This is a genomic window from Nocardiopsis sediminis (genome assembly GCF_042650565.1).
GTDB classification, from domain to species: Bacteria; Actinomycetota; Actinomycetes; order Streptosporangiales; family Streptosporangiaceae; genus Nocardiopsis_B; species Nocardiopsis_B sediminis.
Map to the genome: position 1 here is coordinate 357,066 of NZ_JBHSBH010000007.1, position 21,944 is coordinate 379,009.

The following is a 21,944-nucleotide window of genomic DNA, read 5'->3' on the forward strand; positions in this document are numbered from 1 at the left end:
GCCCCTCACTCCATCCGGGGTGGCCTACTCCTCCACCTTGATGTGCGAGGTGTCGCCGTGCACGCCGGCCTCCTCGGCGCGCTTCTCGAACTCGGTCAGGTGGCGTTCGAGGCCGGCCAGGGCGCGTTCGCGCACGGCGGTGGCGTGCCGGCGCAGGGCCGCCCAGTCGGGTTCCGCCGCCCGGCCGCGTGCCCGGGAGGGGCGCAGCGGCGCCGACGCGGCCGCCCGGGAGCCGCGCACACCGGTCTCGGCGAGGGTGCGGCGGGCGGTGTCGGCAAACCGGGGCGGGCCCGGCGGCCGGGCGGCCGGCCCGCGGCCCAGCAGGTACGACCACGGGTGGGCGGCCCCCGCAGGCCGGCTCACCGGTCGCCCGCGGGGTCGCCTGCGGCCAGGATCTCGGCCAGGTGCAGGGCGCGCACCCCGCCGCGCAGCCGCGACAGCGCGCCGTCGATCTGGGTGAGGCAGGCGTCGTCCAGGGCGCAGACGACGTCGGCGCCGGTCGCGCCGATGTGGCGGATCTTGTCGGCGACGATGGCCACGGAGGTGTCGGCGTTCTTCCAGGCGAACGTGGTGCCGAAGCCGCAGCACTCGTCGGCCGCGGGCAGTTCGGCGAGCTCCAGTCCGCGGACCGCCCGCAGCAGGCGCAGGGGGCGGTCGCCGACGTCCAGCGACCGCAGCGCATGGCAGGTGGGGTGGTAGGTGACGCGGTGCGGGAAGTGGGCGCCGACATCGGTCACGCCCGCGACGTCCACCAGGAACTCGCTCAGCTCCAGCACGCGGGGGGCGTCGGCGGCTCGGGGCTCACGCGCGGCCAGCCGCGGGTAGCCGGTGCGGACCATGGCGGCGCACGACGCCGAGGGGGTCACCACCAGCTCGCACCCGGAGAAGACATCGGCGAAGCGCCCCGCGAGGGAAGCGGCCTCGCGGCGGTAACCGGAGGTGTAGTGGACCTGGCCGCAGCAGGTCTGTGCAGCGGGGTAGACGACCGTGTGGCCCAGCCGCTCCAGCACCCGGACGGTGGCACGCGCGGTGGCGGGGTAGAGGGAGTCGGTGATGCAGGCGACGAACAGTCCGATGCGCAACGCTTCCTCCGCCCGCGCGGGGCCACGGAGATCACAGCGGGACACACCGGCCCCGGAGGGCCCCGGTGCCCCATTCGCCGCCATCCTAGACACCCGCCCCGCGGGCGCGCCGCCGTTCTCCACAGACACCATGGCCGCCTGTGGCCACGGCGCGTCACCGGCGGCGGCCGTGCCGCGGGCCCGGGCGTAGGCTTCTTCGCAGGCCCGGCACGCCGCACCCGCACCCGTATCCGTGTCCGCGCCCGTGGTCCGTTCGTGCCGATCGATGTTCTGGAGCGTCCATGCCCGCCCGCCCCCTCTTTCCCTCCGCCGGTTCCTGGCCTTCCGGGCCGGAGGAGGCACGGGAGGAGCAGGTGCGGCTGGCTCCGCTGGTGCGGGCCGAACCGCTCGATGCGGAGCGGGTGGGGCTGGTCGCCGGGCTGGATGTCACCTATGCCCCGGGCGAGGACCGGCTGGTCGCCGCGGCCGTGGTGCTGGATGCGGGGACGCTGGAGGTCGTGGAGTCGGCCACCGCAGTGGCGCGGCCGGCGTTCCCCTACGTTCCGGGGCTGTTCGCCTTCCGTGAGGTGCCGCCGCTGGTGGAGGCGGTCGGGAAGCTGCGGAGCGCGCCCGACGTGTTCGTCTGCGATGGATTCGGCCTGGCCCATCCGCGGCGTTTCGGGCTCGCCTGCCACCTGGGCGTGCTGCTGGACCGGCCGGCGCTGGGCGTCGGCAAGTCGCCGTTCGTGGGGACGGCGGAGCCGCCCGGTGAGCGGCGCGGGTCGTGGGCGCCGCTCGTGGACGGCGGCGAGGTGGTGGGGCGCGCGCTGCGGACCCGTGACGGGGTCAAGCCCGTGTACGTGTCGGTGGGGCACCGCACCGATCTCGACGGCGCGACGGAGCTCGTGCTGCGGCTCGCCCCGCACTACCGGCTGCCCGAGCCGATCCGGCGGGCCGACCGGCTCTCGCGCGACGTGCTAGCGGGTCTCTAGGCGGACGTGCTCGCGGACCTGTGACGGGACGTGTTCTCGGGCCTTTGATGCACGCCGGACCGCAGGAGTTGGGCCGGCGGCCGGACCCGGCCGAATTCGCGTCCGCAGTGGGCCGACACGATGACTTCACGCGTCCTACTCGAGGAAAATGTGAAACGGTGTGACCGCCGACACGCACGCACTAGAGTACGAACGGCGCCCCACGGCCGACCCGAGTACCGACGATCGAACCGGAGGCACGGCATGTGCCAGCACCAACCCCCCTGTCCGACACCCGGCGACCCTGACCGTGAGGCCGCCCGGGTCATGGCAAGCCACCCTGAGCAGGGGTGGAGCCTTTTGTGCAACGGCGTCGTGGTCTTCGACGACACCGGTGAACTCCTTCCCGACGGAGGCGTGATCGCCCCCAACCGCTTCGGCTACATCCCCACCGCGGCCTGACCGGCCCAGCGGCGCCGCGCCCCGGCCCCGCCCGCCACTTGCCCGGCCGGCGACCCCGGAACCCCGCGGCGCCGCGCTCCCCGCGCGGCCTCCGCGCAGGGGGCTCCCGGTCCGCGCACGCACCCTGCGGGCACGGCGTCACTCGACGAGGCCGTGCACCTCTCCGCGGCCGGATTCCAGCTGTCCGATCGCCGCGATGATGCACCGCGCGTTCTCCGGCTCGCCGAGCAGGTACGCGGCCTCCTTGAGCGCCGTGTATTCGGATAGGGCAACCAGCACTACGGGCTCGTGCCCGGTGCGGGTGATGACGACCTCTTCCCGGTCGTCGGCCACGGAGTCGAGGAGCTCGGCGTAGTCGGCGGCGGACTCGGTGAAGGTCACGGTTCTCATGGTGTCTCGGCTTTCACGCCCGGTGCGGACTCAGTCCGCGTCGGGCCAGTTCGCGGGGAGGATGTCGGCGTCGGATCCGGCCGCGAGGCGGAGGCGTTCGCGGAAGTCGTCGTGGAGTGAGCGGCCCCAGACGTAGTCGCTGGGGGTGCGCACGGCCTCCTCGACCGTGCGGCGCAGTGCCGATGCGTGGGACTCGTTGCCCGCCAAGGCGACCGCAAGTCCGCTGTACATCCGGTTGAGCGCGAGGAACAGCTCGCCGGTGAGCATGGGGGCGCTGTCCTGGGCCACGGCGGCCTCGACGTAGGGGTCCCACCAGGCGGTCTCGCCGGGATCGGCGGCATCGGTGCCGCCGTCCTCGGGGCCGGGGGCCAGGAAGCCGCGGCGCAGGCGGCCGCGGACCTCCTCCCCGACCGCGTCGCCGCTGTGCAGCAGCCCCTGCTCCCAGACGCGTTCGGCGGCGTCGGCGTCGCCGCGGACGGCGAGCAGGCGGGCGAGGAGCTCGATGGCGGTGGCCGCGGTCGCCGGGTCGGCGACCGGTCCCGGGTACGCGGCCCTGTCCGCACGCCCATCGGCCCCGGCCGCGCGCCCTCCAGCCCCCACCGCACGCCCTTCGGCCCCCGCCGCGGACCCTTCCGCGACCGCCGCGAAGGCCTCGATGGCGCGCTCGACGTGCACGGCGCCCAGCAGCAGGCGCAGGCCCGGGTGCTCCCCCACGGCCAGGCCCCGTTCGACCACGCGGGCGGCGTCCTCGGCGCGGCCGCGGGCCAGCAGGCGTTCGGCGAAGTCGCGGGCGGCCTCGGGGACGGTGTCGGGGTCACCCCCCGCCAGGGCGTTCTCCCAGTGGGTGTCGGCGGTCTCGGTGTCGCCGCGCGACTCGGCGATGCGGGCCAGCCCGTATTCGGCGGCGGACGCGTAGCGCTCGTTTCCGGAGCCGAGCACTCTGTGCCAAGCCGCGGCCGCCTCCTCCAGCAGCCCCTCGCCCTCGTAGGACAGCGCCAAATGGTAGGCGGCGCGCGGGGCGAACTCGGCGTGGCCGGTGTCGATGGCGGTCTGCGCGGCGGTGCGCGAGGCGCGGATCTCGCCGAGGTCGTGGCGGACCACGGCCAGGCCGAGGGCGGCCAGCGCCCGGTACCGCTGCGACCCGCCGTCGAGCACCTGTTCGTACACTTGCGCGGCGCGTTTGGAGTGGCCGGCTTCGGCAAGGTCCCGCGCCTGGTCGCACAGGTCGGCGAACGCGGATTCATCCCCTGCGGCGTCGAAGGTGGAGGTTCCGGACGTCGCGGTCATACTCGCCACTTTCCACAACGGGGGCGGTCACCCGCCGACGGCCGACGGAGCGTCCGGCGCGGGTTTTCTCCCTGGGAGGGTAGCGCCTCCGGGCCCTTCCCCAGATGTCCCCCGCCCGGGTGTCCGCGATCGCCGCGGGGCGCCCGCACAGACCGGCGCCCTCACGCCGCGCCGGCCCTTCCCCGGAGACGGGGTCCGCCGCGCCGGCCCCTCGGCCCGTTCGGGCGGGGACCGGCGCGGCGGCGGGGCTCAGACCTCGAACGCCTCGGGCGGCGGGCAGGCGCACACGAGGTTGCGGTCGCCGTAGGCCTGGTCGATGCGGCCCACCGGCGACCAGTACTTGTGCTGCCGCAGCTCCGGCAGCGGGTAGGCGCCCTCGCTGCGCGGGTAGGCGCGCTTCCAGTCGTCGGCGGTGAGCGCCTCGGCGGTGTGCGGGGCGTTCTTCAGCGGGTTGTCCTCGCGGTCGTAGCCGCCGTCGGCGACCCGGTCGATCTCGCCGCGGATCGCGATCATCGCCTCGATGAACCGGTCCAGCTCCGCCAGGTTCTCGCTCTCGGTCGGCTCCACCATGAGCGTCCCCGCGACCGGGAACGACATGGTCGGCGCGTGGAACCCGTAGTCGATGAGCCGCTTGGCGACGTCCTCGTTGGTGATGCCGGTCTTCTTGGTCAGCGCCCGCAGGTCGATGATGCACTCGTGGGCGACCAGGCCGCCCTCGCCGGTGTAGAGCACCGGGTAGTGCGGTTCCAGCCGCTTGGCGACGTAGTTGGCCACGAGCACGGCCGCCTCGGTGGCGGCGCGCAGGCCGTCGCCGCCCATCATCCGGATGTAGGCCCAGGAGATCGGCAGGATCCCCGCCGAGCCGAACGGGGCGGCCGAGACCGGCCCCACCCCGGTGTAGGGCCCGGCGTCGGGCTGGCCGGGGTGGTTGGGCAGGAACCCGGCCAGGTGCGCGCGCACCGCGACCGGGCCCACGCCCGGCCCGCCGCCGCCGTGGGGGATGCAGAAGGTCTTGTGCAGGTTGAGGTGGCTGACGTCGGCGCCGAACTCGCCCGGCTTGGCCCAGCCCAGCAGCGCGTTCAGGTTGGCGCCGTCGACGTAGACCTGGCCCCCGGCCTCGTGCACCAGGCGGCAGACCTCGGTGATGGTGTCCTCGTAGACCCCGTGGGTGGAGGGGTAGGTCACCATGATCGCGGAGACCCGGCCCTCGTGCTTGGCGATCTTGGCGCGCAGGTCGCCGAGGTCGATGTTGCCGCCGTCGTCGCAGGCCACGACCGCGACCCGCATCCCCGCCATCACCGCGCTGGCGGCGTTGGTGCCGTGCGCGGAGCTGGGGATCAGGCAGACGTCGCGCTCGATGTCGCCGCGCCTGCGGTGGTAGCCGCGGATGGCCAGCAGCCCGGCCAGCTCGCCTTGCGATCCGGCGTTGGGCTGGAGCGACACCGCGTCGTAGCCGGTGACCTCGGCGAGCCACTTCTCCAGGTCGCGCACGAGCGCGACACTGCCCGCCGCCTGGTCCAGCGGCGCCAGCGGGTGCAGCCCGGCGAACTCCGGCCAGGTGATGGACTCCATCTCCGCCGTGGCGTTGAGCTTCATGGTGCACGAGCCCAGCGGGATCATGGACCGGTCCAGCGCGAGGTCCTTGTCGGCCAGGCGGCGCATGTAGCGCAGCAGCGAGGTCTCGCTGCGGTGGGTGGTGAACACCGGGTGGTCGAGGTAGTCGACGTCGCGGCGCAGCGCATCGGGCAGCGTGGCGCCGCGCTCGGCCGCCCCCGGGCGGGTCGCGCCCTCGGTGCCGCCGAAGGCGGCCAGCACCAGCCCGATGTGGGCGGAGGTGGTGGCCTCGTCGCAGGAGATGCCGACCGTGTCGTCGTCGACCCGCAGCACGTTGACCCCGCGCCGGCGCGCCTCCCCGACGACGGAGGCCGCCCGGCCGCGCACCCGCACGCGCACCGTGTCGAAGAACTCCTCGTGCAGCACCTCCAGGCCGCGGGCGCGCAGGCCGTCGGCGAGCCGGGCGGTGTGCCCGTGTACCCGCTCGGCGATCGCGCGCAGGCCGTGCGGCCCGTGGTAGACCGCGTACATCCCGGCCATGACCGCCAGCAGCACCTGGGCGGTGCAGATGTTGCTGGTGGCCTTCTCGCGGCGGATGTGCTGTTCACGCGTCTGGAGGGCGAGCCGGTAGGCGGGCCGGCCCGCGTTGTCCACCGACACCCCCACCAGCCGGCCCGGGAGCTGGCGCTGGAGCCCTTCGCGCACCGACATGTAGCCGGCGTGGGGGCCGCCGAACCCCATGGGCACGCCGAAGCGCTGGGTGGAGCCCACGGCGATGTCGGCGCCCAGGTCGCCCGGGCTGCGCAGCAGGGTCAGGGCGAGGATGTCGGCGGCGACCACGGCCAGCGCGCCCCGCTCGTGCGCGGCCTCGATGACGGCGCGCGGGTCGCGGACGGCGCCGGTGGCCGCGGGGTACTGCACCAGGACGCCGAACGCGTCGGCGTCGGGCAGCCCGGCGGAGAGGTCGGCCACCACGATGTCGATGCCCAGCGGCTCGGCGCGGGTGCGCAGCACCGCCAGGGTCTGGGGGAAGACGTCGGAGTCGACGACGAAGGCCGCGCCCTTCCCGCGCGAGGCGCGGCGGGCCAGCGTCATGGCCTCGGCCGCGGCGGTGGCCTCGTCGAGCAGCGAGGCGCCGGCGACCGGGAGCCCGGTGAGGTCGGCGACCATCGTCTGGAAGTTCAGCAGCGCTTCGAGGCGCCCCTGGGAGATCTCGGGCTGGTAGGGCGTGTAGGCCGTGTACCAGGCGGGGTTCTCCAGGATGTTGCGCAGGATCACCGGCGGGGTGATGGTGTCGTAGTACCCCTGGCCGATCATCGAGGTGAGCACCTGGTTGCGGTCGGCCAGCGCGCGCAGTTCGGCGAGGGCGCCGGTCTCGTCGGCGGCCTCGGGCAGCCGCAGCGGGGCGGAGCCGCCGGGGGCGGAGAGGATGGACGCGGGCAGGGCCGCTGTCATCAGCTCGGCCGTGGACGCAAAGCCCACGGTCGCCAGCATCTGCTCCAGCTCCGACGGGTCGGGCCCGATGTGCCGGTCGGCGAACCTGCGCGCGGGTTCGGTTCCGGGACGTCTGGGCTGCTCCGGCATGGAGACCTCCTCGCATGGGCCGAAATTCTCGGCTGCTCTTGGTCTCCCCCTCTGTCACGCACGGTCGCGGCGCGGAAGCGACGCGCCCACCGTTCCAGAGTGGCCTTCTCCACGCGGTCCCTGGTGCCTGAGAGGTTACTGGGGAGTATTGCCCCGTCGGCGCCCCGCTAAGGGGTCTCTCCCGCGTGGTATCGGCGGCCGGTTCTGATTTTCGGTCACTGCATTGTCCACGGGCCGCCGCGCCCCGGCGTGGCCGGGGTGGGTTCCCGGCCGTGCAAGTGCGGCGTCCTCACCGAACGGTACTGGATGGATCCACCCATTCGGCGCAGAGGAGGCGCAGGTCACCCGGTCTTGCGTTCGCGGCGGCGCCGGGCGAGCTCGTCGGCGGGGTGGGAGTCGGCGGGCAGCGGCTCGGCCAGGCGCTCGCCGGGGAAATCGCTCAGCGCCCCTTCGAGTTCGCGCCACACGCGGCCCAGCGCGATACCGAACACGCCCTGGCCGCCCTGGAGGAGGTCGACCACCTCGCCCGGGGAGGTGCACTCGTAGACGCTGACGCCGTCGCTCATGAGGGTGATCTGGGCGAGGTCGGCGGTGCCGCGGCACCGGAGGTGGTCGATCGCCGTGCGGATCTGCTGGAGCGAGATCCCGGTGTCGAGCAGCCGTTTGACGACCTTGAGCACCAGGATGTCGCGGAAGCTGTACAGCGGCGCCGCACCGCTGCCGTCGTCAGGGATGACACTGGGGCGCACCAGGTTCGTGCGGGCCCAGTAGTCGAGCTGGCGGTAGGTGATTCCGGCGGCCGCACATGCCGTGGGGCCGCGATAACCGACGTCCATAGGCAGCGCCACCACGTCCTCTTCGCACAGCAGGCCCTGCTCTCCAGCTCGCCGTATAGCTGATCGCGTGAGAGCGGAGGTCTGTTGCTTGCCGCTAGTAACCGCCACGCCGAACCTCCGGCTCCTCGGCCCGCGGCGGTTTGACAGGGGGGTCGAAGGGTTGCGCCGCGGGTGCCTTCGACAATGAAGGTAAGCCGGTCGGATGGACAGCGTCAACGACACCCATCGGCGCGTCGTGGAACGTCTTCGACAGGTTTCCGGCCGCCGGGCCGCCCATCCGCAAGCCCCACGTCAGGGGCGGGTCGATCACCCTCGATTCCGGTTCTCGGACACGTCTCCCGGGCGTGTCGGCGGTCCGCGCGTGCGCGTTCCACGGTAAGCGATGACGGCGGTAGCGTCACCCGCCCGGGGGCGGGCGACGCTACCGGGGCGGGGGGCGCCGGTCAGGAGGGGCGGAACACCCCCACGGCGTCGTAGGCGTGCCAGGAGCCGTCACTCTTGGTGATGTCGAGCGTGTTCTGCCCGGCGCGGAAGAGCGCGGCGTCGAGGACCGGCTCGACGAACGACGGCACCAGCGCGGTACCGGGGACGGTGGCGTCGCCTTCGAGCGACCCGCGGGTGGCCCCGCGCCGGAAGGCGATCTCGCCCGCGGGGGCGTCGTTGACCGCCAGGCGGGCGGTGCCCGGGCGGCTCGCGTGGGTGTCGATGAGCCAGATCACCACGCCCAGGCCGGAGCCGGGCGCCTCCTCCAGGTCGAACCGCAGCCGGAAGGTGTGCTCGCGCTCGCCGCCCCACCCGTCCTCGGGCCCGGGGTGCAGGTAGCACCAGTCGGCGGCGGGGTCGCTGCTGCCATAGGTGAAGTCGACGCCGTCGGGGAAGGCGTCGCGGAACCGCGACTGCCCACGGGAGGGGGCCAGGGCCAGCTCCAGGCTCTTGGAGTCGAACTCCCCGACCGTGGCGATCGGTTCGCCGGCGACCACCAGCGATTCGGTGGAGGTGGCGCCGACCACGGCGGAGGGGCTGCTGCGCCGGCCCGAGGCGTCCACGGTGACGACCCGGTAGTAGCGCGTCTGCGCCTCGGGGCCGAGGGTGTCGTGGGTGATGCGGCCGTAGACGGTGGTGCCGATCAGGGTGTCGGGGGTGGTGGCGACGTCGCGCGTGGTCGCGGCGTGGACGGCGTAGTGGTCGACCAGCGGCTCCCAGGGGGCGTGCTCCCAGGTGACGTCGATGGCGCCGATGCGGCCGCCCGCGGCCAGACCGGTCACGGGCCGGGGGTGGGGGCTCATTGCTGTCCTCCGCTCACGGGGTTCAGGCCGGGCCGGCCGGCCTCGGTGACGAAGCGGGCGGCCGTGCTGACGGTGCCGGCGTCGTCGGCCTCGATGTGGTCGAGGACCTTGAAGTCCGAGGTGGCCTCGGTGGGGGTCAACTGCACCTGCACGTAGCCGCGCCGGGCGTTGTAGAGCCGGACGTGCGGGTTGCCCAGCCAGATGGGTTCGAGGTCGTCGGTGTCGGAGCCGTCGCCGTCGGAGGCGACGGAGGTGGCGATCAGCTCGGTGCCGATGGTGGGCGAGTCGGGGTCGGCGAAGTCCGCCTTCAGCTCGGCCGCGGCGTGGCGGTGGATGTCGCCGGTCAGGACGAGCGGGTTGGCCACGTCGTGCCCGGTGAGGGTGTCGAAGAGGCGCCGGCGGTTGGCGGTGAACCCGTCCCACTGGTCCATGCTGTATTCGACGCCGTCGCCGGTGTCGCGGTCGATCTCGGCCATGACCACCTGCTGGGCGAGCACGTTCCAGGTGGCGGCGCTGGCGCGCAGCCCGGCGTAGAGCCACTCCTCCTGCTCTGCGCCCAGGATCGTGCGCGCGGGGTCGGTGTGGTCTCCGCCCGGTACGCCGCCGTCGGCGGGGACGTCGTGGCGGTACTGGCGGGTGTCGAGCACGTTGAACTCCGCCAGGCGGCCGAACGGGGCCCGCCGGTAGAGCAGCATGTCGGGGCCCGAGGGCAGCGATCCCTCCCCCAGCGGCTGGTTCTCGTACCAGGCCCGGTAGGCGACCGCGCGGCGCCGCCGGAAGTCCTCGGGGGTGGCGCCGTACTGCGAGGCGTCGGCCGCGTAGTTGTTCTCGACCTCGTGGTCGTCGGTGGTCACCAGCCAGGGGGCGCGGGCGTGGGCGGCCTGGAGGTGGGGGTCGGACTTGGTGAGGGCGTAGCGCAGCCGGTACTGCTCCAGGGTGACGACCGCGGCGGCGTGCGCCGGGCCGAGGTCGCCGGCGCCCCCGCGCAGGAGGTTGGCGTCGGTGATGCCGTACTCGTAGATGTAGTCGCCGAGGAACAGCACCAGGTCGATGTCCTGCTCGGCGATGTCGCGGTAGGCGGAGTAGTGGCCCTGGTACCACGCCTGGCAGGAGGTCATGGCGAAGGAGAGCCGGTCGGGCGCGGAGTCGGGGGCGGGCGCGGTGCGGGTGCGGCCGGCCGGGCTGATCTCGCCGCCCGCGCGGAACCGGTAGTAGTAGTCGCGCCCGGGTTCGAGCCCGGTGACGTGGGGGTGGACGGCGTGGGCGAGTTCGGGGACGGCGACGGCCCGGCCCCGCTGGACCACTCTGCGGAAGCGGGCGTCGGTCGCCACCTCGTACTCGACGGCGAGGTCGCGGCGCGGCATGCCGCCGTGGCCGTCCTCGGCGAGGGGGTCGGGGGCCAGCCGGGTCCACAGCACGACACTGTCGTGGGTGGGGTCGCCGGAGGCCACCCCCAGCCGGTAGGGGTCGGCGGGTACCGTTCCGCCGGCGGGGGCGGCGTGCGCGGGGACACCGGTGCCCATGGTGAACGCCGCCGCACTGATTCCGGTCAGGGCGAGGAAGCCCCGGCGGTCGAGGGATGAGTTCCGGTCGGTTGTGGGCATGCTCTGCGTCCATCCACTCAGGGACATGGCACCACGATGGTGCGCCGCATCCCTGGAGTCCGGATGGCCGCGATGTGTGCCGAAGGTGGACGTTGGAGAACTTCGCCCCACGACGTCCCAGCTCAGACGGCATGTCCCGCGTCGCCGCAGATGGGACGCGCACCGCAGCTCATGGGGCTGGTGGGGCGCCGCCCGCTGCTGCGAGGTCCGCGTCGTGGGCCCGCGCTCGCGATGCGGGCACCGCCTGGCCAAGGCCTGAGGCGGGTTCACACGGGGCGACGAGGACGCGATGCCGGGGGCCGGTGACCCATTGTCACTCCGGCCGGCCGCGGGCACCCTGGGAGGGGCCCGACCACCGACCGGGCGGAGAGTGGGGAACGGCATGGTCCGACCGAGCACCACCGCGCAGCCCGTGACGGGCGACGACCTCGCACACATGCTCGCCTCCCGCCTGGAAACCGGGACGGTGACCGCCGATCCCGGCATCCTCGCCGCATACCGGACCGACCACGCCACCTTCACACCGGCGGGGGAACCCGCCGCCCTGGTCCGCGCGCGCACGACCGCCGACGTCGCGGCGACCCTGCGGCTGGCCACCGAGCTGGGCGTCCCCGTCGTCCCCCAGGGCGCCCGCACCGGCCTGACCGGCGGCGCCAACGCGGTCACCGGATGCGTCCTGCTCAGCCTGGAGAAGATGGACCGCATCATCGGCATCGACCCGGTGGAGCAGATCGGCACGGTCCAGCCCGGCGTCGTCAACGCCGCCTTCTCCCGCGCGGCGGCCGGCGAAGGGCTCTTCTACCCGCCGGACCCCGCGTCGTGGGAGTCCTCCACCCTGGGCGGCAACATCGCCACCAACGCGGGCGGGTTCTGCTGCGTGAAGTACGGGGTCACCCGCGACTACGTCCGCGGGCTGGAGGTCGTCCGCGCCGACGGCTCGGTCATGCGCACCGGACGGCGGACCGCCAAGGGCGTCGCCGGCTACGACCTCACCGGCCTGTTCGTGGGGTCGGAGGGCACCCTCGGGGTGATCACCGAGGCGATCCTGGCGCTGCGCCCCGCGACGGCCGAGCCGCTGACCGCGGTGGCGTTCTTCGCCACGGCCGTCGACGCGTGCAGGCTCATCGTGGAGCTGATGGCCGGCACGCCGCGGCTGTCGATGGTGGAGCTCATGGACGCCCCTTCCATCGAGGCGGTGCGCACGTTCCGCGACCCCGGGTTCCCGCCCGGCATCGGTGCGGCGCTGCTGGTGCAGTCGGACACCGAGGCCGCGGTCGCCGAGCTGGCGGGGTTCGCCGCGCTGTGCGCGCGCCACGGCGCGGAGGTCCTCACGGCGAGCGACCGCGAGGAGTCGCGCATGCTGCTGGAGGCGCGGCGCATGGTCGGCCCCGCGGTCGAAAGCCTCGGGACCATCCTCCCCGATGACGTGTGCGTCCCCCGGCGGGCCCTGCCCGACCTGCTCGCCGCGGTCGGCGCCATTGCCGAGCGCACCGGGCTGACCATCACCTGCGCCGGCCACGCCGGCGACGGCAACATGCACCCCACCATCATCTTCGACGCCGGCGACCCCGATCAGACCGCCCTCGCCCGGCAGGCGTTCGACGACATCATGCGGCTGGGGCTGGACCTCGGCGGCACGGTGACCGGCGAGCACGGGGTCGGCCTGCTCAAGCGCGGCTGGCTGCGCACCGAACTGGACCCGGTGGCGGCCGCCACCCACGACGCGCTCAAACGCGCCCTCGACCCTCAGGGGATCCTCAACCCCGGCAAGGTCATCGCCGCCCCCGAAGGGGGCTGACCCGGGCGGGCGCCCTCAGGACGTCGGCTCGCCCGGTGTCCCCGAGCCGCGCCAGTCCCGCAGGGCGGCGGCGAGCACCTCGCCGACGGTGATATCGGGGGCGCTCCCTGCGTAGTCGCCCCACTCCAGCTCCATCCACACCGCAAAGGGCGTCCGCGCCGCGTCCAGGGGCAGGTACGGCGCGACCGCCTCTTCGATGTCGTCGTAAGTGGGCGTGGTATCGGATGCGACGGCGTCGAGGTCCATGCCCCCAGCATGCGACGCCGCCCCGCCGACCGGCGGGATCCCTCGCCGATGGCCCCTACAGGCTGTCGATGTCGGCCAGCAGGGCCCGCCACTCCGAAGCGGGGAAGGCCAGGTGGCCGAGGTCCCTCCGCTGGGAATCCCGCACGAGCGTGGTGCGCCCCTCCGCGACCTCGACGCACTCAGAGTTCGCAAGGCTGTAGCTCGACTTATGGAACTCGCCCATTCTCAATCTCCTCCAGCATCTTCAACGACTCGTCCGGTCCCATCGACCGCGCTTGCAAGACGGATAGGACCGGGCCCCTGCCCGCTTCGGAGAGGGAGGCAGGGTCCTTGGGTCCTACAGGCTGTCGATGTCGGTGAGCAGGGCTCGCCACTCCGAGGCGGGGAATACCAAGCTTCCGCGCTCTCTGTTCTGAGTGTCCCGGATCTGAACTTGTACCCCTCTGTCGGTTCGGGCTTCCACGCAGGAGCCGCCCGCGTTGGATCTGGACGACTTGATCCACTTCTCATTCAGCACGTGATCACCTTTCTGACCAGCTCGATTGATTGAGCGGGGGAGAGAGCCCAGGCTTGCAGGAGCCCGTACACGCTCTGGATGCGCTGAGCCTCGCGAGGATCGTCGACCAATTCTCCGCCGCTCACATGTTCTGCGTGGACCAACGGAAGTCGGTCTACGAACGTGAGGAGTTCGAAGGCGCCCGTGGACGCACCGATATGCGTCGGGTAGCCGCTGGGCACGATCTGTAGACCGAGTGGCCCTGATTCTGCCAGGTCTACGAGGTGCTGAAGCTGCCGGGCGGCCGTCTCCGCATCTCCCAGACAGCCACGCACCACATGTTCAGGGAGCACAGCCGAGATGGTCAGCGTGCTGAGCGCCAGCAACCGCTCCGCTCTTGCGCTCTTGAAGGCCGTCAGATCCTGGATGTCGGTCGGGGAATCGTGTGGTCGGCCATAGGTCAAGACCGTTTGTGTGTATTCAGGTGTCTGCAACGGTCCCGGGATGAGAACCGGGTGGTGCATCCGAAGCGCACTGGCCGCGTTCTCGGCGTCTTCGACGCGCCGATACCAGTCCGGATCCGCGACCTTGCGCGAGACGTCGGACCAGCGCCTGAGGAGGGCCCCCTTTGTATTGAAGGTCCTGTCGAGTTCGGCCAGCTGATGACATTGATCCACCCTAAGAACGGGCGCCGAAGCGCCCGAATTCGTCCCTAGCTGTTCCGAATCCAGGGGCGGTGATGGCCGTGGTCTACCACGCGCGGTTCCCCGGCTGGGCCGAGCAGGTGAAGAAGGCGCGGGACTGGTGTGAGGACCTGCTGACCGTCCACTCCGCGTTCGAGATCCCCGACGACACCGTCGCCTCGGCGATCCTGCTGCTGAGTGAGGCGTCCACCAACGCAATCCGCCACACCGCCTCCGGGCGCGGCGGGCAGTTCGACGTCACCCTCATGGTCGAACACCGGACGATCACCATCGAGGTCGCCGACGAAGGCCACCCCGACCCCGGAGCGGTCCCGTTCATCCGCCCCCTTACGCCCATGGCGCAGAACGGGCGCGGCGTGACTCTGATCGACTACCTGGCCGACACCTGGGGCCCGCTCGCCCCGCCCCGCTTCGGCGTCGGGTTCACCCTCACTTGGGGCGGCCCGCTCCCACGGCGCTTCAGCCGCCGGCCCGCCACCGCCTGACTGCGCGCGGCCCTGCCCCGATCGATGAGGGGGCGGGACAGGGCCGCGCCTACGCGGTGGGCCGCTCCCGTTCGCGCGCGTGCAGGTGCACATAGAGGAGGGGCAGTGCCAGGCCCGAAGGCACCAGCACGGCCACAGGCAGCAGGGCGAAGGCGACCGCGAACGGTGTGACGTGGACCAGCGTCGCGGTGGTGTAGACGTTACCGCCGCTGAGCCACATCATGGCCGGGCCCAGGGCGTCGCCGATCGGCAGTGCCGCGTACCGGAGCAGGGCGAACACGAGCGCGACGGCCGCCGTGATCACCAGCCAGGCGCCGACCACCCTCCCCTGCGCGCCGCCCCGGGTCAGCCGCCACGAACGGCGCAGCGCGGCGCCGACCGGGGCGTCCTCGAACACCGCCGCGGAGCCCGCCAGCGAGAACCGCGCATAGAGGTAGGGGCCGACACACGCCGCCAGAAGCGGCAGCCCCAGGCCCGCCACCCAGTCCAGCGCGCTGAAGCCGGTGAAGGGGGACTGCGGCCGCTCGATGCCGGGGATCAGGCCGCCGTCGGCGAGGGAGTCGAACAGCATGACGCCCACTAGGGCGGTAACGGCGACGCACAGCAGGGTCGGCACCTGCGCCCCGAGTCCCCGGAGGAAATAGGGGCGGGCGCGCCGCCACAGCCCGGCGGCGCCGAGGCGCCCGTGGCCGCCCAGGGCATGGCGGACGGCGGCGGCGTGCGCGGTGTCCAGGAGGGCGAGGACCACGGCCAAGAGCAGGAGCAGCAGGAGCGCGACCGGGGCGCCGGCCCAGAAGAACATGACATCGGCGTCGCCCGTGTTGGAGAACCGAGGCTCCTCCCTGGACATGTTGCCCTTGACCAACTCGCGGAGGACCACGAAGCCCTCCCACGCCAGCGCGAACCCGAGCACCCCGATCACGCACACGACGCCGGCGGTCAGCGCGGACACGGCGAGGGCGAACCCGTAGAGGGGGCGCCGGAGGTGACGGGTGACCGCCACCATCCCACTCAGGAGCCCCGAAGCACCGACGACATCAGGCCCGCCGCCGACCGGTCGCGTGCCACTGCTCCGTCCGGACGCCACAGCGTCACCGCCCTCGCACATCGTTCCGCTTCCCGCCTCCTCGGGTCTAACGGCCCCCCGGACCGTACCGGTTCGGCGCCTGGGCGGCGGGATCGGGCGCACGGCAGGGCGGCCCGGTGGAGCCGGTATCGCGCTCCACCGGGCCCCGGCCGGTTCCGGTCCCGGGACGTTCCGCCGTCCGCGCCGAGGCACGGGGGCGATGACCGTGCCAGCGGGGACGCGGGGACGGGCCCGCGACCGGCGGCCGGTTCCCTGGTCAGGGCGACGCGGCCAGGCCGGTCAGTTGTGCCGACCGCTCCCACAGCAGCCTGGCCAGCCGGGGGTCGCGGGCCTGCGGGTTCTTGGGGTCCTCGCGGGTGAGCCGGTCGAAGTAGGCGCCGTTGACCGCCTGCGGGTCGGCCACCGTTGCCAGGTGCAGCAGGGGTTCGGCGCCCTGCTCGGGGCTGAGCAGCACGGCCCTGCCCAGCCGGGAGGTCATGAAGTACCGGAGCAGTGCATTGTCGCGGGTGACATCGGTGGAGACGTCCCCGGGGTGGAAGGCCGAGGTCGTGACGCCGGTGGCCGATGTGCGGCGCGCGAGCTCCGCGGTGAACAGGACCGTCGCGAGCTTGGCCGCCCCGTAGACCCGGCCGCCGCGGAAGGGGCCCCGGGTGGCATCCAGGTCGTCCAGGTCGAGGCGCCCCATGCGGTACATCCGGCTTCCGGTGTTGATCACCCGCGCGTCCGGGGCGGCGGCCAGCCGCTCCAGCAGCAGGTTCGTCAGCAGAAAGGGCGCAAGGTGGTTGACCTGGAAGGTCATCTCGTGGCCGTCGACGCTGACCGCACGCCGGGCGAGCCGGACGCCGGCGTTGTTGGCCAGGAGGTCGATCCGCTCGTAGGCGGCCAGCAGGTCGGCGGCGAGTGCGCGCACGCTCTCCAGCGACCCGTAGTCCACCAGGTGCGCCCGGCCCCCGATCCGGGCCGCGACCTCGGCCGTCTTGTCCCGGGACCGGCCGACCACCGCGACGGTGGCGCCCAGTTCGGCGAAGAGCCGCGCCGCCGCGGCGCCGATTCCGGCGCTGGCCCCCGTGACCACGACCGTCCTACCGCTGAGGTCCCGCGTCGCGCCGCTCACCGCTGCCACCGTCCGCCTGCCCTTGCGCGGGCCCGCCTCACTCCGCGCCCACCTGCCGCGGGAACCGCCCGCCCGCGGTGCCCCGGACGGTGCCGTCGGCCAGCTCCTTCACCCGGTCGGCGGGCACCGCGACACTGGGCGTCTCCACGAACCAGCGGTACAGCTCCTCCTCCTTGGTGATCCCCGCGGGCGCGTCATAGGGGAAGTAGGGCCGGGTGTAGACCGGGGTTCCGGGCTCGCTGCGCCAGCTGTCGGCGAGGGGGCCGATGTCGACCGCGTCGTAGCCGAGGGCGTCCAGCAGCCGCGCCGCCTCCGCCTTGGCGGCGGGGTCGTCACCGGCGATGGGCAGGGCGGTGCGGTCGTCGGCTCCGGCCGGGCGGGCGAGGGTGAGCAGGCTGTTGAAGTCGATGTTGTTGAACGCCTTGACGAGACGCGCGCCGGACAGGTGCCGCTGCACCAGCTCGCTGGAGGTCAGTTCGCCGGTGTCCAGTTCGGCGATGCCGCCGTCGCGCTGGGGGTAGTAGTTCATCGTGTCCAGCACGGTCTTTCCCGCGAGGTCGGCTGCGGGGAGCCGGTCGTAGGCGTGCAGCGGGATGGTCGCCACCACGAGGTCGCCGGCCTGCGCGGCTTCGGCGGGTGTGGCGGCGCGGGCGTGCTCGCCGAGTTCGGCGACGAGGTCGGCGAGGGTCTCGGGGCCGCGGGAATTGCTCAGCACGACGTCCAGGCCGGCGGCCACCGCGAGCCGGGCGAGCGTTGCGCCGATCAATCCGCTGCCGATGAGGCCGAGGGTCTGCGTCACGGTGTCACGTCTCCTGAGTGCGTGGGCGGACAGAGAACCGATATTCGACTATCGGTATCTTTCGAAGGAGACACTAGCAGGTATTGATAGCCAACTATCAACTATTGATCGCCGCCGACCCCGTGCGCGCCGGCTCACCCCGGCCGCAGCAGGTCGCGCATGAGGTCGTGCTCGAACTTGGCCAGCACTGCCTCATTGGCCTCGGCGTAGTGCGACGGCAGCGCGTGCCACAGGGTGTACTGGCCGTGCATCCCGGTCCACACCAGCACACCGAGGGTCTCGGCCTCGTCCTGGCGCTCGGGCGAGACCGCCGCCAGGTACCGGCCGACGACGCCGACCCAGATGTCGAGCAGCCGGGCGAGCGGGTCGACGTCGGCGACCCGGTGCTCCGCCGATACCTGCTGGGCGACGTTGAACATCAGCCGGTAGCGGCCGGGGTTGTCGACGGCGAACCTGCGGTAGGCCGCCGAGGTGGCCAGCAGCTGCCCCCAGTGGTCGGCACCCTCGGCCTCGGCGGCCCGGCCCGCGGCCTCCATCGCTCCGGCGAGCTGGGTGTAGGCGTCGGCGAGCACCGTCCACAGCAGGTCGGCCTTGTTCTTGAAGTGCAGGTAGATGCTGGGGGCGGCGATCCCCACCTCGCGGGCGATGCCCCGCAGCGACAGGGCGTCCTCGCTCCCGGACTCCTCCAGGATCCGGGCCGCCGTGTCCAGGATCTCCTGCCTGAGACGCTCGCCTTCGCCGAGGCGATTGGGCACGCGCCTTTCCTGGGGCCCCGAGACCACGCGGTCCTCCTCCGTCGGCCCCGCTTCCGAGAAAAGTGGGGTCTGCGTCATTGACAGGGCCCATGTTCGCAGAGTTTCGGGAGATCGCTTTCCGCAATCCACCTAACGGTGTTAGCATCTCGACCGAGCGCCTAACGGCGTTCATCGCTAACGGAGTGTCAGTGTTCTGCTACACGTAAGGACGACGTCGATGGTCACGGCCCCCGCCCCCGGCCTCCCGCTCGACCGGCCGAAGGACGCCCCCCTCGATCCCCCGCCCCTCTATGCCCTGCTGCGCACCGAGCAGCCCATCACCCGCGTCTCCATCTGGGACGGGCAGCTCACCCCGTGGCTGGTCACCCGCTGGGCCGACGCCCGCGCCGTGCTCGGCGACCGCGCGTTCAGCAGCGAGGACTCCCTGTCCGGTTTCCCCAACCTGCGCCCCGGCATGGCGCCCTCCCCGCCCGGCGCACTCCAGGCCCACGACGCCCCCGTGCACACCACGATGCGCCGCGCGCTGACCCGCGAGTTCATCGTCAAGCGGATCGACGCGCTGCGCCCGTCCATCCAGGACACCGCCGACCGGCTCATCGACGGCATGACCGCCCTCGACGCACCGGCCGACCTGGTGGAGCACCTCGCCCTGCCGCTGCCCACCGAGGTGGCCTGCGACCTGCTCGGGGTGCCCTACGAGGACCACGCGTTCTTCCAGGACAAGGCCAACACCCTCGTCGACATCGCCCACACCGCCGACCAGGTGGCCGAGGCCGAGCGGTCGATCTCCGCCTACCTGCTGGACCTGCTCCTGGAGCGCCGCCGCAGACCCCGCGGCGACCTGATGAGCCGGCTCGCCCGCAAGGTCGACGGGGAGTCCATCACCGACGACGACGCCGCCGAACTCGCCGCCTTCCTGCTCCTGGCCGGGCACGAGACCACGGCGAACATGATCGCGCTGAGCACCATCACCCTGCTCCGGCACCCCGATCAGATCCCCCGCCTGTTCATCGGCCCGGAGCAGACCGCGCTCGCGGTCGAGGAGCTGCTGCGCTTCGTCACCGTCATCCAGGCCGGGCTGCGCCGGCGCGCCCTGGAGGACGTGACCATCGGCGGCGTCACCATCCGCGCCGGCGAGGGCGTGATCGTCCCGCTGAACGTGGCCAACCGCGACCCGGAGACCTTCCCCGACCCCGACCGCCTCGACCTCGCCCGGCCCAACGCCCGCCGTCACGTCAACTTCGGCTACGGCGTCCACCAGTGCCTGGGCCAGTCGCTGGCGCGCGCCGAGCTCCAGATCGCGCTGCCCGCGCTCTTCCGGCGTCTGCCGGACCTGCGGATCACCGTTCCCATCGAGGAGCTCCCCTACAAGCAGGCGTCGATCTACGGCGTGCATCGGCTGCCGGTCGCCTGGTGACCGGCCCTGTGACGACCGGACCGAGGAGGAGGAACCACATGCGGGTGGAAGTCGACGAACACCGCTGTGTGGCGTCGGGCCAGTGCGTGCTGATCGCGCCGGAGGTGTTCGACCAGCGGGACGAGGACGGGACGGTGGTGCTGCTGGAGAGCGCCCCCGCCCCCGATCGCCGGGCCGGGGCGCGGGAGGCGGCGATGCTCTGCCCCGCCTCGGCGATCCGCGCACTCCAGGGGTGACGACGGGGGCGCGCGCCCGGGCGCGCGCCGCCGGCCGCCGCGCCACTGCGGCGGCCGGCGTCCCCGGCGCGACGGTCAGGGCGTCGTGGGCGCCGGGCCGTCGGCCGCGGCGCCGGGTGCCGCGGGCCCGGCCGGGGCGAGCACGCCCGTTGCGTGCAGCAGGGCGCGGGCGTGGGCGATGGCCTCGGGGGTGGTGTCCAGGACCCGCCCGGCCGCTTCGAGCCGGGCGATGGCCCCGAGCGCCTCCAGGGGCCGGTGGTGGCCGTCGCGGATCCCGGAAACGTAGACGGTGACGCCCCGCTTCTCCAGCCGCTCGATCACCTCGCCCAGCACCAGGGCGCCGCTGGCGTCGATGGTGGTGACCCGCGACATGCGCAGGATCACCACCGAGATGTCGGCGACCTCGGACAGTTGGAGCAGGAAGCGGTGGGCGGCGGCGAAGAACAGCGGGCCGTCGATGCGATAGGCCACGATGTGCTCGGCCAGCAGCGCCCGCTCCTCCGCACTGTGGTCATCGGGCAGGTCCGGGCGCACGTCGACCCGGTCCAGCCGGGCCTGGCGGGCCACGGCGCTCAGCGCCAGGGCGCCCGCGGCGGCCAGGCCGATGAGGACCGCGACGACGAGGTCCAGGGCGAGGGTCGCGGTCGCCGTCACGGCCAGGACGACGGCGTCGGAACGGGTGGAGCGGGCCATGGCCCGCAGCGAGCCGACCTCGACCATGCGCACGGCGGTGGCGATCAGCACCCCGGCGAGGGCGGCCAGGGGGATCGCCGACACCAGCGGGGCCGCGGCGAAGACGACGAGGGCGAGCACCGCGGCGTGGGTGAGCGCGGCCAGCCGGGAGGCCGCGCCGGTGCGGACGTTGACCGCGGTGCGCGCGATGGCCCCGGTGGCGGGCACGCCCCCGAACAAGGGGGCGGCGATGTTGGCCAGGCCCTGGCCGAACAGCTCCTTGTCGGGGTCGTGCTTGTGCCCGACGGTCATGCCGTCGGCGACCTGCGCCGACAGCAGGGACTCCAGTGCCGCCAGCGCCGCCACGGCCGCGGCGGGCGCCAGCAGGGCGGGCAGGGCGCCGGGGTCGAGGAAGCCGAGGGAGGGCGCGGGCAGGCCGGCGGGCAGGTCGCCGATGGGGGTGGCGTCGAGGTCGAGGACGTAGGCCGCGAGGGTGGCGGCGGCGATCGCGAGGATGGAGAAGGGGACGGTGGGCCGCCAGCGGGCGCCCAGCAGCATCACCGCGGCCACCCCGCCCGCCAGGGCGGGCGCGGTCCACTGGGGGGACGCCGCGAAGTCGCTGAGGGCCTGCCAGGTCACCGGCAGGATCCGCTCGCCCTCGGGGACGGCGACGCCAAGGGCGCTGGGGACCTGCTGGAGGGCGATCACGCAGGCGATGCCGAGGGTGAACCCCTCCACCACGGGGGCGGGGACGTAGCGCATGACGCCGCCGGCCCGCGCCAGGGCGAGGCCGACCAGCATCACCCCGGCCAGGAGCCCGACCGCCAGCACACCGGTGGGGCCGTGCTGGGCGGTGATGGGCACCAGGACGACGGTCATCGCGCCGGTGGGGCCGCTCACCTGGAGGTGGGAGCCGCCGAAGATCGCGGCGAGCGCACCGGCGACCACGGCGGTGGCCAGGCCCGCCTCGGCGCCGAGCCCGGAGGAGACGCCGAACCCCAGAGCGAGCGGCAGGGCGACGATGGCGACGGTGATCCCGGCGAGCAGGTCGCGGCGAGGAGCGCGGCCCATGGCGGCGAGGTCGTCGCGGCCGGGCAGCA

The 21,944-nt window shown here is 73.3% G+C and carries 23 protein-coding genes and 1 riboswitch; of the genes, 6 read left to right on the forward strand and 17 right to left on the reverse strand.

Features of this window, described 5'->3' with window-relative positions:
- Positions 1–24 precede the first annotated feature (24 nt).
- Positions 25–363, reverse strand: a complete 339-nt coding sequence (locus tag ACFOVU_RS10640) for a hypothetical protein (protein WP_378532356.1) — start codon at positions 361–363, stop codon at positions 25–27.
- On the reverse strand, positions 360–1,082 hold the full coding sequence (locus ACFOVU_RS10645) for a (Fe-S)-binding protein (RefSeq protein WP_378532358.1): 723 nt from the start codon (positions 1,080–1,082) through the stop codon (positions 360–362). The genes ACFOVU_RS10640 and ACFOVU_RS10645 overlap by 4 nt, the downstream gene beginning before the upstream one ends.
- A gap of 281 nt (positions 1,083–1,363) precedes the next feature.
- Here ACFOVU_RS10645 and ACFOVU_RS10650 point away from each other — a divergent pair, with 281 nt between their 5' ends.
- Both ACFOVU_RS10650 and ACFOVU_RS10655 read left to right on the forward strand, forming a co-directional pair.
- Positions 1,364–2,053, forward strand: coding sequence for an endonuclease V (locus ACFOVU_RS10650; protein ID WP_378532360.1), 690 nt, complete (start codon positions 1,364–1,366; stop codon positions 2,051–2,053).
- Between the two features lie 243 nt (positions 2,054–2,296).
- Positions 2,297–2,494, forward strand: coding sequence for a DUF5999 family protein (locus ACFOVU_RS10655; RefSeq protein WP_378532362.1), 198 nt, complete (start codon positions 2,297–2,299; stop codon positions 2,492–2,494).
- Positions 2,495–2,632: 138 nt separating this feature from the next.
- Here the strand turns inward: ACFOVU_RS10655 and ACFOVU_RS10660 are convergent, their stop codons facing one another.
- The 6 genes from ACFOVU_RS10660 to ACFOVU_RS10685 all read right to left on the reverse strand — a co-directional run bounded on the left by ACFOVU_RS10660 (position 2,633) and on the right by ACFOVU_RS10685 (position 11,035).
- Complete coding sequence (locus ACFOVU_RS10660) at positions 2,633–2,884, reverse strand: type II toxin-antitoxin system Phd/YefM family antitoxin (protein WP_378532364.1); 252 nt, start codon at positions 2,882–2,884, stop codon at positions 2,633–2,635.
- Between the two features lie 30 nt (positions 2,885–2,914).
- The gene (locus tag ACFOVU_RS10665) at positions 2,915–4,171 is read right to left on the reverse strand and encodes a tetratricopeptide repeat protein (RefSeq protein WP_378532366.1); all 1,257 of its coding nucleotides are present in this window, start codon (positions 4,169–4,171) and stop codon (positions 2,915–2,917) included.
- A 249-nt stretch (positions 4,172–4,420) separates the two neighbouring features.
- Complete coding sequence (gene gcvP / locus ACFOVU_RS10670; protein WP_378532368.1) at positions 4,421–7,309, reverse strand: aminomethyl-transferring glycine dehydrogenase; 2,889 nt, start codon at positions 7,307–7,309, stop codon at positions 4,421–4,423.
- 104 nt (positions 7,310–7,413) lie between these two features.
- Positions 7,414–7,503, reverse strand: a riboswitch (glycine riboswitch).
- Between the two features lie 147 nt (positions 7,504–7,650).
- The gene (locus ACFOVU_RS10675) at positions 7,651–8,253 is read right to left on the reverse strand and encodes a MerR family transcriptional regulator (protein ID WP_378532370.1); all 603 of its coding nucleotides are present in this window, start codon (positions 8,251–8,253) and stop codon (positions 7,651–7,653) included.
- A 335-nt stretch (positions 8,254–8,588) separates the two neighbouring features.
- Positions 8,589–9,431 carry a polysaccharide lyase family protein gene (locus ACFOVU_RS10680; RefSeq protein WP_378532373.1) on the reverse strand — a complete coding sequence of 281 codons (843 nt, stop codon included), beginning with the start codon at positions 9,429–9,431 and terminating at the stop codon, positions 8,589–8,591.
- Entirely contained in the window at positions 9,428–11,035 is a 1,608-nt protein-coding gene (locus ACFOVU_RS10685; protein WP_378532375.1) for an alkaline phosphatase D family protein, read from the reverse strand. The genes ACFOVU_RS10680 and ACFOVU_RS10685 overlap by 4 nt, the downstream gene beginning before the upstream one ends.
- Positions 11,036–11,417: 382 nt before the next feature.
- Between ACFOVU_RS10685 and ACFOVU_RS10690 the strand changes: the two genes are divergently transcribed.
- Positions 11,418–12,833 carry an FAD-binding oxidoreductase gene (locus ACFOVU_RS10690; protein ID WP_378532377.1) on the forward strand — a complete coding sequence of 472 codons (1,416 nt, stop codon included), beginning with the start codon at positions 11,418–11,420 and terminating at the stop codon, positions 12,831–12,833.
- A 15-nt stretch (positions 12,834–12,848) separates the two neighbouring features.
- Here the strand turns inward: ACFOVU_RS10690 and ACFOVU_RS10695 are convergent, their stop codons facing one another.
- The 4 genes from ACFOVU_RS10695 to ACFOVU_RS10710 all read right to left on the reverse strand — a co-directional run bounded on the left by ACFOVU_RS10695 (position 12,849) and on the right by ACFOVU_RS10710 (position 14,252).
- Positions 12,849–13,079 (reverse strand): hypothetical protein, encoded by a 231-nt coding sequence (locus ACFOVU_RS10695; RefSeq protein WP_378532379.1) that lies wholly within the window; start codon positions 13,077–13,079, stop codon positions 12,849–12,851.
- 55 nt (positions 13,080–13,134) lie between these two features.
- On the reverse strand, positions 13,135–13,302 hold the full coding sequence (locus ACFOVU_RS10700; protein ID WP_378532381.1) for a DUF397 domain-containing protein: 168 nt from the start codon (positions 13,300–13,302) through the stop codon (positions 13,135–13,137).
- A gap of 114 nt (positions 13,303–13,416) precedes the next feature.
- Positions 13,417–13,596, reverse strand: a complete 180-nt coding sequence (locus ACFOVU_RS10705; RefSeq protein WP_378532383.1) for a DUF397 domain-containing protein — start codon at positions 13,594–13,596, stop codon at positions 13,417–13,419.
- Positions 13,590–14,252, reverse strand: a complete 663-nt coding sequence (locus ACFOVU_RS10710) for a DUF5753 domain-containing protein (RefSeq protein ID WP_378532385.1) — start codon at positions 14,250–14,252, stop codon at positions 13,590–13,592. Before ACFOVU_RS10710 ends, ACFOVU_RS10705 begins: the two co-directional genes overlap by 7 nt.
- A 62-nt stretch (positions 14,253–14,314) precedes the next feature.
- On the opposite strand from ACFOVU_RS10710, the gene ACFOVU_RS10715 reads away from it, so the two are divergent.
- Entirely contained in the window at positions 14,315–14,764 is a 450-nt protein-coding gene (locus ACFOVU_RS10715) for an ATP-binding protein (protein ID WP_378532387.1), read from the forward strand.
- A 49-nt stretch (positions 14,765–14,813) separates the two neighbouring features.
- On the opposite strand, the gene ACFOVU_RS10720 is transcribed toward ACFOVU_RS10715, so the two are convergent.
- The 4 genes from ACFOVU_RS10720 to ACFOVU_RS10735 all read right to left on the reverse strand — a co-directional run bounded on the left by ACFOVU_RS10720 (position 14,814) and on the right by ACFOVU_RS10735 (position 18,519).
- The gene (locus ACFOVU_RS10720; RefSeq protein ID WP_378532389.1) at positions 14,814–15,770 is read right to left on the reverse strand and encodes a hypothetical protein; all 957 of its coding nucleotides are present in this window, start codon (positions 15,768–15,770) and stop codon (positions 14,814–14,816) included.
- A 337-nt stretch (positions 15,771–16,107) separates the two neighbouring features.
- Positions 16,108–16,965: an SDR family NAD(P)-dependent oxidoreductase gene (locus ACFOVU_RS10725; protein WP_378532390.1), complete on the reverse strand. Its 858-nt coding sequence runs from the start codon at positions 16,963–16,965 to the stop codon at positions 16,108–16,110.
- A gap of 37 nt (positions 16,966–17,002) precedes the next feature.
- On the reverse strand, positions 17,003–17,764 hold the full coding sequence (locus ACFOVU_RS10730; protein ID WP_378532392.1) for an NADPH-dependent F420 reductase: 762 nt from the start codon (positions 17,762–17,764) through the stop codon (positions 17,003–17,005).
- Between the two features lie 134 nt (positions 17,765–17,898).
- On the reverse strand, positions 17,899–18,519 hold the full coding sequence (locus tag ACFOVU_RS10735) for a TetR/AcrR family transcriptional regulator (RefSeq protein WP_378532394.1): 621 nt from the start codon (positions 18,517–18,519) through the stop codon (positions 17,899–17,901).
- A gap of 217 nt (positions 18,520–18,736) precedes the next feature.
- On the opposite strand from ACFOVU_RS10735, the gene ACFOVU_RS10740 reads away from it, so the two are divergent.
- Together ACFOVU_RS10740 and ACFOVU_RS10745 are read left to right on the forward strand one after the other, a co-directional pair.
- Complete coding sequence (locus tag ACFOVU_RS10740; RefSeq protein WP_378532396.1) at positions 18,737–19,936, forward strand: cytochrome P450; 1,200 nt, start codon at positions 18,737–18,739, stop codon at positions 19,934–19,936.
- 38 nt (positions 19,937–19,974) lie between these two features.
- Positions 19,975–20,172 (forward strand): ferredoxin, encoded by a 198-nt coding sequence (locus ACFOVU_RS10745; protein ID WP_378532398.1) that lies wholly within the window; start codon positions 19,975–19,977, stop codon positions 20,170–20,172.
- A gap of 75 nt (positions 20,173–20,247) precedes the next feature.
- Here the strand turns inward: ACFOVU_RS10745 and ACFOVU_RS10750 are convergent, their stop codons facing one another.
- The gene (locus ACFOVU_RS10750; protein WP_378532820.1) at positions 20,248–21,915 is read right to left on the reverse strand and encodes a SulP family inorganic anion transporter; all 1,668 of its coding nucleotides are present in this window, start codon (positions 21,913–21,915) and stop codon (positions 20,248–20,250) included.
- Between the last annotated feature and the right edge of the window lie 29 nt (positions 21,916–21,944).